Genomic DNA, 13399 nt, shown 5'->3' with positions numbered 1-13399 from the left:
AGTTACAGTATTATAGGGTCAAAACTCGCATCACGGGGATTTATTTGCCTTTTTTTCGACTTGGTAAATTTCTTAAATATTTCTAGCTAAGAGTTAGTTGCAAAAAAGCAGCCGGCGTTTGGAATAAGAAAACACTGAAAAAATACAAATACTACAGCTGCTTTTAATTTAAGTTATACAAGAAGTCTATTGCGTAGGAGTTATCCACCAATACCGTAAACAACATCTGGATAATTGTGAGATTGAACCACAACTTGCTCAAGTGTTAAGCTGCTGCGTTTAGCGTCTTTACTGTGATTTTCTTCAAGAACATTTGTTCTTTCGTGTTTTATTTCCCTGATGAATTTTTCATTAACATTTTCAGTGTCAATCTTTTCTTGGGAATATATAAGGTTAGTGCAATTTGTTTTTCTATAATAATGTACACCAAGACATACTACTAATAATGCAAGTACACCTGAGCCTATAAGTAGAGATAATCCTATGTTATTAGCCAAAGGATTCCGGTAAAATTTCTGTACACCACTAATACCATCTATTGCAAGTAGCCCTAAAGGAAACGCTATATTTGCAGCAACTACACCTGTTAATAATGCAGTAAATAGTAGCCTATTGTTGATAACTGATGTTACTTTATTAGTTCTGCTAATTACTTTCTCATCAATGTTAATAAAGTCGTTTTTAGATTCCCAAGCATTGAGTGCAAAATTTGAGTGAGTGCCATTGCTATATTCCAATCTTACAGATTTTATTACTTTGTCCTTTGGCTGCTGCTCCAACACTTTATCTAAAATTTCATCTGCATCTTTTCCTTGAGTTTGATATTCCTCAGTGTTTCTAAATTGTTTTATTGCACAAAATATTGGACTAATTGTAAGTAACACAGCTAATGCAATAACCGATATGGTAACATATTTGGGGCTATTCGTAAAAAACGCGATAAACTTTGCTTTATCTTGTAAATATACTAAAGCTGCGGATGTAAGCAATATGATAGCACTTGTACTAGAAATTATAAAGCCCTTCTGCTGCATAGCGTATTTTACTCTTGGCAGGAGTCTGTTTGTTTTTTTGCCATCTGAGAGAAAAGACTTTTCAGAGCCATCTTCGCTCGTATACGATGGAGGAGGAGTTAAAGGCGTTTCTAAACCCGATTCATTCTTAATATCTTGAAGATTCTGTATAGGTTCTTCAATCCATTTTTCTACTTCGTCTAAATAACCATCATCTGCTGCTCTGTCTGTTTCTGTTGTCGGCTCACTAGATATATTAATCCCCTTAAATGTGATAGTTTTTAATTCCTCTTCACTGATACAAACTTCCGCTATTTCTGAATCTATATTTTTTAAGATATCCTTCATGTCTTTATCTTTTTCTAATAATTTCTCTATGTTTCCACGAAAGTCATCAACAGGATTAGTGTTCCGCATATTACCATCAACTAACATTACTTTCTGCGGTAACATACCTTTGTCTTTTTTATGTGCTTTTAAAAGATATAAAACACATAGATGTTTTCCGATTTGTGGATCTTGAGGCTTAATCATTTTTTCAGCTGTTGCTGGATCTTCAATTCGTGGGGTTTGACACTTAGTTGCTCCTTCAAATACTTTGATACTTTGTGCCTGCTCTTCTGTTAAACCTAAATGATTTTTCACTATATATTCTACTGATTTGGGATGTGCAGGTGATACAATAGCAACTTCTGTTCCGCTTGAAAGTGCAGATTGTAATACAGATCTTAGCTTTTCTTTATTTTTGATTCCTGAATTTTGTAACAATTCTTCTATTTTTTCTCTAGTTACTGCATTGTTTTGGCCAGAACCATAATCATTATAAGTTTTGGATGCAAAGAGATTGCACATGGGGTTCTTGACAATTGTTTGATCAAAATCAAATATTAATATAGAACCATTCTTTTTCTCTTGAAATCTTTTGTCTATTACAGTACCTAACACCATTGCTACATTCCCTTGTTTATTGTTCTCTCCTGGAACAATTGTTCTAGATGTTGGTATAGGCGTTGTTGATCCTTCTGGCATACTACTCTCCGAAATTAATTACTAATCCTGTGTTAATTACACTATAGTTATTAAGATGCAGTAAATACTAATTTAAGAATAAATATTAGTATAAAAATTGCCTGTCAAAGATTCTTTCATCAAGTGAATAATCTTTGTCAAAAAGCAGAGTAATTGTGTTTTCATGGTCTTTCTGCATTGTTATCTGTGATATGTGGTGAAACTCCTTGTAATCTGACACTACAAGTGCCGGGCGATTTTCCACGTCGTTAATATCAATTTGCACTATTGTATCACTTGAGATTAACGCTCCGTTCCAATGCCTTGGGTAATAGCTATTGATAGAGGTCAGTGCAAGTAAGTTTGAATTGAGTGGTAAAATTGGCCCACCGGCAGAGAAGTTATATGCAGTGCTACCTGTTGGGGTGGATAATATTACTCCATCCCCTCTAAATTTTTCTATTTTTAGCTTATCGTTAATAGTAACATTCATTTCTACTATTTGATTCGCTCTTCTAAAAACATATACCTCATTTACTGCTATGTAATGGTATTTCTTGCCGCCTATATCTGTAGCTTCCATTTTTAGTAAAGTTAGCTGAGTTGGGATTGCGTATTCTATGTTGTCAATTAGATCTTCGCTGCGACTAAAGCACTTATTCATCAAAAATCCAACATTGCCAGTATTTACTCCATACACATGTATGTTTTTATTCCCTATGACGTAATTATGCAGGGTGCGTAGCATAAAGCCATCACCGCCAACGACTATAAGTAGATCAATTTCGGATTTATTTTCTTCCGTGATATTGGTAAAATTAAGCTTCTGCAATAGCCTAGATACCTCCTGTGATTTTTGTGATTCAGAAGCAACATGGGCTATATTTTTGTATTTATGCATGCTCCAGTAAATTCTCTAAGACTCAAGAGGAAGAAAACTAGAAAATATTTCCATATTTATCGTTAAACTTAGCTATCTTGCTAGTTTTGCTTGCCGATCCGCTTGTCAAACTTCCAGTCCATGCAGGGTGAGTTAGAGGATCTCTATCAAGTTTTATCCTGTCGCCTTCCTTTCCATAAGTGGAACGAGTTTCAAATTCTTGACCGTCCGTCATAACTATAATAACTTTATGATAATCAATTTCTGCCATTGTTGCCTACAAACTTTTAGTTAATATTCTAGTGAATTCGATCCACTAAGTCAATTATTATTATAAAATATTGACAAAAAATAAACAAAGTGGTATACTTGATGAGAAATAAATAACAATTATTATGATTTTTGCTTTCCCTGGTCAGGGCTCTCAATTTGTAGGAATGGGAAAGAGCTTATATAGTGAGTTCTCTGTTGCAAGACAGGTATTTAATGAAGTAGATAATATACTGAATAGAAAATTATCTACTTTAATTTTTAACGGCCCTATTGAAGAATTAACTGTCACAGAAAATGCTCAGCCAGCTATAATGGCAGTATCAATTGCAACGCTACGTGTTATGGAGCATATGCTTGGCAGGCCTCTTTTCTCTGATTACAATGTTAAATATATTTGTGGGCATTCAGTTGGCGAGTATACAGCGCTATATGCTGCAGGGGCACTGACTCTTGAGTCTGCAATCAAGCTGCTGAAAGTTCGCAGCGAAGCAATGCACGAAGCTTCTCTGCGATGTAAAGGTGGAATGGTAGCATTGCTTGGTGCAGAAATAAGTGAAGTAGAAGATACATTGAAATCGGCTCAAATTGACAGAATTTGTGAAATTGCGAATGATAATGGCGGCAGACAGGTAGTGGTGAGTGGTACTGTAGAAGCTCTTGAAATGTTACCTGATTTGTTCAAAAACTCAAGTGTGAGAAAACTAATTAAACTACAAGTTAGTGGGCCTTTTCATTCATCTCTTATGAAACCTGCTGATGAAAAACTTTTGGAATTTTTGGAGAACGTCAAAATAACTCAGCCTTCAATCCCCTTTGTATCAAATGTTACAGCCAAAGAGGAGAGTAATCCCAAAATTATAAAAGCTTTACTTGCTAAACAAGTCGTAAGCAGAGTGAGATGGAGAGAAATGGTTTTATATACGTCAAGCCGTGGCACTAACAAATTCGTTGAAATTGGACCCAATAAAGTTTTATCTAATTTAGTTAAAAGAATTGATCAATCCATCAGAACAAAAAATATAGATAGCATTGATGATATTGACAACTTTCTTAATGAATCATTGGTATTAACAGCAGAAAATTTAGAAGTTAGTTTAAGTTAAATGTTATGGAGTGACAGAGCAAGAAATCAATGGTATCTGTTTAGCAGAGTGGCAAAATAGAGTAGACAAAATGATCTAAAAATAGAATAGCTATGAGGTAATATTGATAATTGCTGCAACTCTTTCTGCGTCAAGTAATTCAGGGTATCGAATCTATGAGCGCTTGGGGTTTCATACGTTTGGTCAATTTGAGTGTTTTCAATGGAGGAGTTAAAGATGAAAATCGAGCATACTACGTCCCCAAACAATAGAGATATTGAATTCCTGTCCAAAAAGATCAATGAAGAAACCGCTGACAAAGGTACATGTAATCCATTTGCTTTTTTTATTTACGATGATGCTAGACAAATTGTTGCAGGCTGTAGTGGTTTTATTATCTATGGTTCAATTTACACTGATCTGCTTTGGGTGCGTCACGACCATAGGAAAAAAGGTATGGGAAAGCAGTTAATGGAAAAAGTTCATGATTATGGTCGGGAAATGCACTGTAAAATAGCAACTGTTGCAACCATGAATTTTCAGAGAGCAAGAGCATTCTATGAAAAACTTGGGTATGAGTGTGATCTTGTACGCCCAGGGTATGTTGGTGGAGCAACATGTATATTTTGAAGAAAGCGTTGTAGTACCCCAATCCCTTTGTTAGCAGTTTACAACCCTGTCTAAAAGAATGCCGAAAAAAAGCAGTAGTCCTACATAGGAATTATTTTTAAACATGGACATGCATTGACTAGAATCGTCAGGGTTGAGGTTTTTATATTGGCGGTGAAACATGAATCCTACAGCAAGTAGAGCGATATAAAAAATATTATTTAATGATGATAAGATACCAGCATATAACCACATCATAAGAGACATTAAGTAAAACCTTTTCAGCCAACATTTTGTTGCATCACCAAAATGTAATGCAGTTGATTTCATTCCGAGTTTTTCATCATCCCTTTTATCTTGATGAGCGTATATGGTGTCGTAACTTAGCGTCCAAAAGATGCATCCTGTATAAAAGAGTATAGGCTCTATACTGACCTGGTTCTTCACTGCCGCCCAGCCCATGAGCGATCCCATATTAAAAGTAAATCCTAAAAACAACTGTGGCCACCAAACATAACGTTTTAATAAAGGATAAATAATTATCATACACATCGAGATTATCCCAAGTATAAGCGTAGTTTTATTGGTGAGTAGTAGGATTACCAGTGCAATAAACAGTAACAGAGAAAGTAAAATCAAAGCCTGCTTTACGTTTAGTGTACCGCTTGCAAGCGGTCTATACTTTGTTCGTTCAACATGCGCATCTATTTCTCTATCGAAAATATCATTGATTATGCAACCTGCAGGCCTCATTAAAAGTGCACCTATAGTAAACAAAATAAAGAAAAAAAAAGTCTGCCACGATAGAGAAGTCGAGGCTAGGATGATACCACTTAAACTAGGGAATAACATAAGCCACAGACCTGTTAAACTGTGCAACCTCATCAATGAAAAGTAACGATTAAAATGCATTGATTAAGTTTGATTACTTAATATTTTGCTTACATTAACAAAATTATCGAATGCTAAATCAGTTTTGAAAACTAATTTGGGTACAAATCGCAAATCAACATAACATAATATGGATTTGCGTATTAACCATGCAGATTGGTTGATTTCATCAATAATAGTATTAATATCACAATCTTTTTCACTTAATGAAGATAGCACTACATGTACGTCTGCTTTTTTCAAGTCTTTACTTAATTTTACTTCAGATACCACTACATTTTTATTGAGTATCTTACCCTCCATTAAGACTCTGGTTATTGCTCTATGTAGTACAGATGCTATTTTTAGGCTTCTGATTTCTTTTTTCATACTACAATACCCTTTCTTCTTGTACTAATTGATAAACTTCAAGAATATCTCCAACTTTAACATCGACACTACTATCTAGAGACATCCCACATTCAAAATTTGTACCTACTTCCTTAACATCATCTTTAAATCTACGCAAAGCTTTCAACTTTCCTTCATATATTAATTTACTGTCGCGCATTACCTTAATCAAAGAATCTTTCTTTACGACTCCATCACTTACATAACATCCAATAATATTACCAGTTTTAGATGTATTAAATATCTGCCTCACAGATGCAGAGCCTATACGTACCTCTCGTGTTACAGGCTTTAACATTTTAGTTAAGTACATTTTCATGTCATCAATGAGCTCATATATTATGTTATAAGTGTGTATTTCTACACCTTTTTGTTTTGCCAAATCCCTTGTTTTTGAATCCACTTTGACATTAAACGCTAAAATTATTGCATTCGACGCTTCTGCAAGCAGTACATCTGAATCTGTTATTCCTCCTACTGCTTTGTGTAGGATATTTAACTTTACTTGATCTTTACCGAGTTTATCAATTGAATTTGATATTGCTTCAATAGAACCAGTTACATCGCACTTTAAAACTACAGACAACTCTTCTGTTCCGCTATCGTCACAACTAAATATGTCTAAATTACTACTAGTTGAATTTTCTTCCTTTTTCTTGATCAGCTCTAACCTGTATTCAATAATTTCACGGGCCTGCTTTTCAGAATTTACAACAACAAATTTATCTCCAGCATTTGGCACACCGTTTAGACCAGTGATTTCAATCGGAGTGGAAGGCAGAGCCATCTTTTCTCTTTGACCAAGGTGATTAACCATACTGCGTACTTTACCACATGTTATACCTACCACCAACATATCACCAACCTTTAGCGTTCCTTCTTCAACTATTAATGTGGCTGATATTCCCTTGGCTTTATCTATTTTAGATTCTATCACCCACCCAAGTGCCCGACAATCCTCTATTGCCTCAAGCTTCATTAACTCAGCAATTAATAAAATCGCCTCTTCTAGTTTGTCTAAGTTGATTTTCTTTTTTGCTGATACTGGCACAATCATAACATCACCACCAAGTTCTTCAGGAATGAGATCATATTGAGGTAAACTACTAACTATCCTTTCTACATCACCAGATTGCGACTTATCGATTTTGTTAATAGCAACTATAATAGAAACATTCGCCGCTTTTGCATGATTTATGGCTTCAATTGTTTGTTTCATCACCCCATCATCAGCTGCAACTACTATTACAACTATATTAGTAATGTTGGCACCACATGCACGCATTGCAGTGAACGCTTCATGTCCCGGTGTATCAATGAAAGTAATTTTCTGCTTATCTTTTGTAATTATCTGATAAGCACCTATATGTTGAGTTATCCCACCTGATTCTCTTTCTGCAACATTAGATTCACGAAACGCATCGAGCAACGAAGTTTTACCATGATCAACATGTCCCATAAAAGTAACGACTGGTGGCTTAGGTTTTTTAGGCAAGCTATCTCTATTTTCTATGAAAAACAAATCTTTTTCCTTATTAGCATCGCTCACTCGTCTGACCATATGATTGAATTTTTCCACTATTTCACATGCTATATCCGGGTCTACCAAATCATCCACTCCGTAACTCTCTCCAGCTTCCTCTTTTAGCATTTTTAGCACAATCTTACTGTCTTCTGCCATACGAATAGATAACTCTTTGATTGTGATCTCGTCTGGTACAATGACTTCTCTTGATATGTTTTTACCTTTAGTGAACTTTGATTTTTTATTTCTTATACCAAACCTTTGCCTGAACACAGAAGTTTGTTCAACCTTGTCATCTATCGACTGCGCAATTATCAGCTTGGAGTGCTTAGAATAGATATCTTTGTTAGCCTTTGAAGGCTTTTTATTAACATTTTCATCATCAATTCCATCTTCTATTAGCTTAACTAAGTTAACACTATCTAAGACTTCTTCTTTAGTTTCTTTTAATAAAGCATCCGCAATACCATCCTCATTATTAACCTTTTCATCGTTATCTTCTTTTGCTACTACTTCTTTTTCTTCTTTTAGATTTTTTTCTTTTAGCAAAGCGGCATTCTGTACAGCATTAATCCGAAAAATTTGTTCCTTTTCCGTTAAAGAACCTAATTTACTCTCATACTGTTCTTCTGGCTCATGAGTTTTTTTCCTTCTTTTTTTTATTATTGTGGCCCCTGCACTTGCTGAAGAGCCCAAATCAAGACCTAATTTAAGCCTACTAAAGCCTTGGAGTGTCAATTTTTTACTACTGATATCTTCATTATTCATATTATATTACACCAAGCTTCTTACGCGCTTCCATGATTATTGAGTCTACTGTGTCTTTTAAATTTTCTTTATCACTTGCTGAAGCAGAAAGTATACTACAAAATTCATAACTCGACAAATCTGCTATATCCTCTAAAGTTTTAATACCATTTTTACTGAGAGCAATTTTATCATCTATTGATAAAGGTAGATTGATTACATCATCTTCCATACCTAAATTTCTCAACTCTTCTATTTTTTTATCATCTTCTGCTTTCAGATACTTATTTGCCCTGCTATGCAATTCACTTGCAATATCCTCGTTAAAGCCTTCTATTGAAGCAAGCTCTTTAACTGAAGCATTGGATATATCTTCTACGCTTGAAAAACCCTCTGTGACTAATAGCTGACCCATAATCTCCTCTAAATTTAGAGCTTCAGCAAACAAAGCTGAACATTGACTAAGTTCTCTACTTCGCCTTTCTGATTCCTGCTGAGTGCTCAGTATCTCAATCTTCCATCCAACAAGCTCTGAGGCTAATCTTACATTTTGACCTTTTTTTCCTATAGCTAAACTCAATTGATCTTCAGCAACTATTAATTCTAAGCAATTTTCATTTTCATCAATAATAACTTTCGACACTTCTGCAGGAGTAATTGCTTTAATAACAAACTGGCCCAGGTCTGAGAAGTAATGTATAACATCAATTTTTTCTCCATTTAACTCATGTATGATGGTTTTTATCCTCTCCCCCTTAACTCCAACACAAGCACCTACTGGGTCGATGTTTTTATCAGGAGAGAAAACAGCAACTTTAGACCTTGAACCAGCATCTCTAGCTATACTTTTAATTACTACCAACCCATCAGCAATTTCTGGTACTTCTTGATTTAATAACGCTTCCAAAAAGCCTTCATGGACCCTAGAAAGAATAATTTGACGTCCATCATCAGAACGCTTAACAGCTTGTATATAAGCTTTAATCTTATCACCTTCGCGAAACGATTCACTACCGATTAAATTTCGTAATGGGAGGTATGCCCTAGCACCATTTATATCTATAATCAGATCTGAATATTCCAATTGCTTTACAATACCATATCTTATTTCTCCTACTTTATCCTTAAATTCCTCATATTGCTTTTTTGATTCTTCATACTTAATTACTTGAGCGATCTTTTGCTGGGCAATTCTTGCTGAAGCAAGATCAGTGTTAAGAGAAAGCAATTCCTTAACAGTATCTCCAACTTTTGCATCTTCTTTTATTAACTTAGCTTGAGTAAGCGTAATTGTGGCATTCTTTTCCCCATTTGATTCATCATCAATGACCTTTAATTCTCTGTGTGAAATAACTTTCCCTGTGTTCCTATCTATATTAACTACAATCTTACTTTTACTACCATATTTTTGATGAGCCACTGCTTCTATGGCACTTTCCAATGCCTTCATTATCACTTCAAAATCTAGACCTTTTTGAAATGAAAGCTCTCCTGCTGTTTTTATTATATCAATGCTTCCAACCAAGTTATTTTTGCCACTTTTCTGTTTAACACTGCTTTTTCGACTAGCAATCATACAAATAAATCCTATACAATCAGTTATAATTATAGCTTCAACGGACAAAGAACACTATTCTCAATATTAAATAATTACTAATTCAAGTCAAGTTTTTTCATGCTTTTGCATCACAAGCAACGCAGGAGTAAAAAACAAGGTTAGAACCGTTGCAGCTAATATTCCACATGCTACAGTTGTTGAAATATCAACCCACCACTGGCTTGATGGTGCGTCATATGTGATTTGTAACGAAAAAAAATCAATGTTTAGCTTGGTAATCATTGGTATCAGGCCAAGAACTGTAGTTGCAACGGTAAGCAATATTGGCCTAATGCGAGAAATTGAAGCATTTATCACACACCGCTTGATATTATTTTTATATATCTTAACTTGGTGATGAAAAGCATCAAGTAATAGTATATTATTGTTCACTATAATTCCAGCTAAAGCAATTACTCCTACCCCGCACATAACAATTACAAAAACTTTATTGATAAGGAAAAAAACAAAAAACACACATGTAGTGGATAGAAACACTGCCGTCATTACAATAAATGTGTGGTACACACTATTAAATTGTGTCACTAATACCAATATCATTAATGTAATTGCCAATAGAAAAGCTTTTAATAGAAAAGCTTCTGACTTTTTTTGATCTTCTTTATCACCTTTAAAATCAATTTTTACTCCCTTGTCCCAATTTTTAGCAATCGAATCTTGAATGAACTTAACTCTTTCATCAACAAGATAGCTAGGATCAACATCAGCAGAGATTGTCATTGTGAGTGACCCATTAATTCTATTTAGTTTGTTTATCTTTTTTTCAGGAGCGTATTTTACTATGTTGCTCATAGGACATGGACCGTTAGTTGTATTAATAAAAAGATTCTCTATAGTCTTCATGTTGCGGTCCTTCTCAGGAAAACGGAGTATAATATCAATTTCTTCATTAAGGTTATTTGATCTATATTTTCCAACTAATACTCCACTTGTAACCATTTTTATAAAATCGCCAATGGTTGCAACATTTACTCCAGAACTTGCTGCCTTATTCTTGTCGACACTCATGTTCCACTCTATTTCAGGTGTGAACCTGCTATCTTGAATATTTATAAACCCTGACGAAGGTTGGTTCATAATTTTTAGGATCTTTTCTACTGCTAAATCTAAGTTAAGTGCGCTCCCGCTGAGGTTAATCTGTATTGGCTTATCAGCTGACGGGCCTGGATTTTCTTCTTGAATATCAATTACTACTCCTTTCATATCCTGCACACAGGCTCTTATATCATTCAATATGTCCCTAGCTTTGCGCCTAAAGTGCCAATCCACAAGCTCCAGTTGGATTCTAGCGATGACATCATCACCAAACAATCCTGACTTAGCGTAGAAAATCTTAACTTCTTTCTCCATATTCAAAATACGATTCTCTACTTCTTTAAGTATTAGATCTCGTTCTTTAGCTGATAAATTTCCTTTTGCTTTAACACTAATTAAAATATTATCTGAATCCACCTTCGGGAAAAACTTTACTCCAGGACCAAAAGCAAAGTACAATACACTAAATGAAAATAACACGAATACAACAGCGCATACAAATTTTTTAGGGTGGTCTAAAACTTTCTCCAATATACGCACGTAAGCTCTTACCATAGGTCCAGTGCTCTTTATCTCACCACTTTCTATTGCATTCATTTTTTCAATTTCCTCTTTCGAAGTTACCGAGGGCTCACCAAATATTGCACCAAGTGTCGGTATAAAGACTAAAGCCATAATAAGCGAACCAGTCAAAGTCAGAATCATTGTAATTGGTATATACTGCATGAATTTACCGACCGTATCAGGCCAGAATAACAGAGGGAAAAATACTGCCAATTTAGTCAACGTTGACGATAGAACTGGATAGAACATATCACGAACTGAAGTGTGAAAGGCCTCTGCTTTATCCATTCCACAGATCATCTTTCTATCAGCATATTCGCTGATTACAATTGCGTCATCAACCAGCATACCGACCGCCATAATTAAACTGAAGAGTACAACAATATTTAAAGTTATGCCCATGAAGTAAAGAGCTATTATCCCCATAAGAAAGGAACCAGGTATTGAAAGTGCCACAAGAATAGCTATTCTCATTCCCATGGAGAGTATTATTATGATTAATATCAGCAACACAGCAAATATTATGCCATTTTGCAAGTCATCGAGCACATTACGGACATCTTTTGATTGGTCGTTTAAGTACACCACTTTCAGATTTTCAGGTAGTTGATCTTTTGCCTTATCCATTAAGTATTTTACTTGATTTACTGTATCTATTATGTTCTTTCCATTACGTTTTGAAATTTCTAACACGATACTAGGCAGGCCATTAACGCGAGCAAATTCTTTATAATCTTCAAATCTAGGGTAAACTTTTGCCACATCCTTTATCCTCAAGACTGCGTCACCTTGAGACCTAATAGGAATATTCATAACATCTTCTACATCTTTTAATAATCCTGACACTTTAATTGAGTATTTGCCTGTGTCGTTATCAAGTGACCCAGCTTCAACTAGTCTATTATTATTTGATATAGCATAGAATATTTCATTCGATTGAATGTTATATTTTGTTAGGACTGTAGGTTCAATTATTACTTCTGCTGTCTCCTTACGCATACCTGCTACTGCAACTTTGAGAACATTTGGCAGAGATTCTATTTCCTTTTTCAATCTATGCGCTATCTCAGTTAAAGCTCTTTCTGGTAGATTACCAATCAATCCAACATTTAATATAGGAAATAAGCTTAGGTTTATTTCACTGATTACCGGAGATTCTGCTTCAACAGGTAATTTTGATTTTATATTTAAAAGCTTTGAACGAACGTTATCGAGCACTTCCTTGTTGCTGTATTCTGTGCCAAATTTAAGTATTATATGGGCACCATCATTAATTGCCAGAGCCTGCAGTTCCTTAACTCCTTCTATGGACCTTAGTTCGTTTTCTATTGGAATAACTAATAACTTCTCGCTATCTTCAACGGAAATTCCAGGAAGTCCAATAAACACACTTATTATAGGAATTTGTATATCTGGGTTGCTTTCCCTTGGCATTTTTATATAGGCGTATGAACCAAAAATAAAAATCACTATAAGTAACAATATTACTGTCCTGTTCCTCTCTACAAGCAAGCTTTTCATGTTAATATTTTATTGAATATGCATACTTTTGTACAACATTATATCTGAGATACGTTATATATTAATTAATTTCTTATATAATTTTTAGAATATTTGTATTAAAATTATCATAAAGTAGGAGACCTTCTTACTTCTTTCTCATATTTTTTATCTGCATCACTTGTTGCAACAATTTTTTGTTTGTGAAGCCACAGCAAATTAAAATAACTCTAGTGACTTCGTAAAATATATATTCTTAACCTC

At 34.7% G+C, this 13399-nt stretch carries 10 protein-coding genes; 2 read left to right on the top strand and 8 right to left on the bottom strand.

The features are described 5' to 3' along the window. Positions 1–200: 200 nt before the first annotated feature. The 3 genes from HET73_RS07915 to rpmE all read right to left on the bottom strand — a co-directional run bounded on the left by HET73_RS07915 (position 201) and on the right by rpmE (position 3172). Entirely contained in the window at positions 201–2042 is a 1842-nt protein-coding gene (locus tag HET73_RS07915; RefSeq protein ID WP_246209887.1) for a hypothetical protein, read from the bottom strand. An 85-nt stretch (positions 2043–2127) separates the two neighbouring features. Continuing rightward, on the bottom strand, positions 2128–2922 hold the full coding sequence (locus HET73_RS03000) for an NAD kinase (protein ID WP_174133046.1): 795 nt from the start codon (positions 2920–2922) through the stop codon (positions 2128–2130). Positions 2923–2959: 37 nt separating this feature from the next. Further along, complete coding sequence (gene rpmE, locus HET73_RS02995; protein WP_174133045.1) at positions 2960–3172, bottom strand: 50S ribosomal protein L31; 213 nt, start codon at positions 3170–3172, stop codon at positions 2960–2962. Between the two features lie 124 nt (positions 3173–3296). Here rpmE and fabD point away from each other — a divergent pair, with 124 nt between their 5' ends. Further along, positions 3297–4277, top strand: a complete 981-nt coding sequence (gene fabD / locus HET73_RS02990) for an ACP S-malonyltransferase (protein WP_174133044.1) — start codon at positions 3297–3299, stop codon at positions 4275–4277. A 201-nt stretch (positions 4278–4478) separates the two neighbouring features. Further along, a complete protein-coding gene (locus HET73_RS02985) occupies positions 4479–4886 on the top strand; it encodes a GNAT family N-acetyltransferase (protein ID WP_246209886.1) in 408 nt (135 codons plus the stop codon). 30 nt (positions 4887–4916) lie between these two features. Here the strand turns inward: HET73_RS02985 and ubiA are convergent, their stop codons facing one another. The 5 genes from ubiA to HET73_RS02960 form a co-directional block, all read right to left on the bottom strand. Then, the gene (gene ubiA / locus HET73_RS02980; protein WP_174134000.1) at positions 4917–5777 is read right to left on the bottom strand and encodes a 4-hydroxybenzoate octaprenyltransferase; all 861 of its coding nucleotides are present in this window, start codon (positions 5775–5777) and stop codon (positions 4917–4919) included. Positions 5778–5780: 3 nt separating this feature from the next. Then, positions 5781–6125 carry a ribosome-binding factor A gene (locus HET73_RS02975; protein WP_174133041.1) on the bottom strand — a complete coding sequence of 115 codons (345 nt, stop codon included), beginning with the start codon at positions 6123–6125 and terminating at the stop codon, positions 5781–5783. Between the two features lies 1 nt (position 6126). Further along, complete coding sequence (gene infB, locus HET73_RS02970; protein ID WP_174133999.1) at positions 6127–8439, bottom strand: translation initiation factor IF-2; 2313 nt, start codon at positions 8437–8439, stop codon at positions 6127–6129. A 1-nt stretch (position 8440) separates the two neighbouring features. Then, the gene (gene nusA / locus HET73_RS02965) at positions 8441–9994 is read right to left on the bottom strand and encodes a transcription termination factor NusA (protein ID WP_174132877.1); all 1554 of its coding nucleotides are present in this window, start codon (positions 9992–9994) and stop codon (positions 8441–8443) included. An 87-nt stretch (positions 9995–10081) separates the two neighbouring features. Next, positions 10082–13156, bottom strand: a complete 3075-nt coding sequence (locus HET73_RS02960) for an efflux RND transporter permease subunit (protein ID WP_174132876.1) — start codon at positions 13154–13156, stop codon at positions 10082–10084. Positions 13157–13399 lie beyond the last annotated feature (243 nt).

It is taken from the genome of Wolbachia endosymbiont of Atemnus politus (assembly GCF_013309895.1).
Note: the sequence above shows the minus strand (reverse complement) of the source record. Positions and strands in the feature narration are given on the sequence as shown.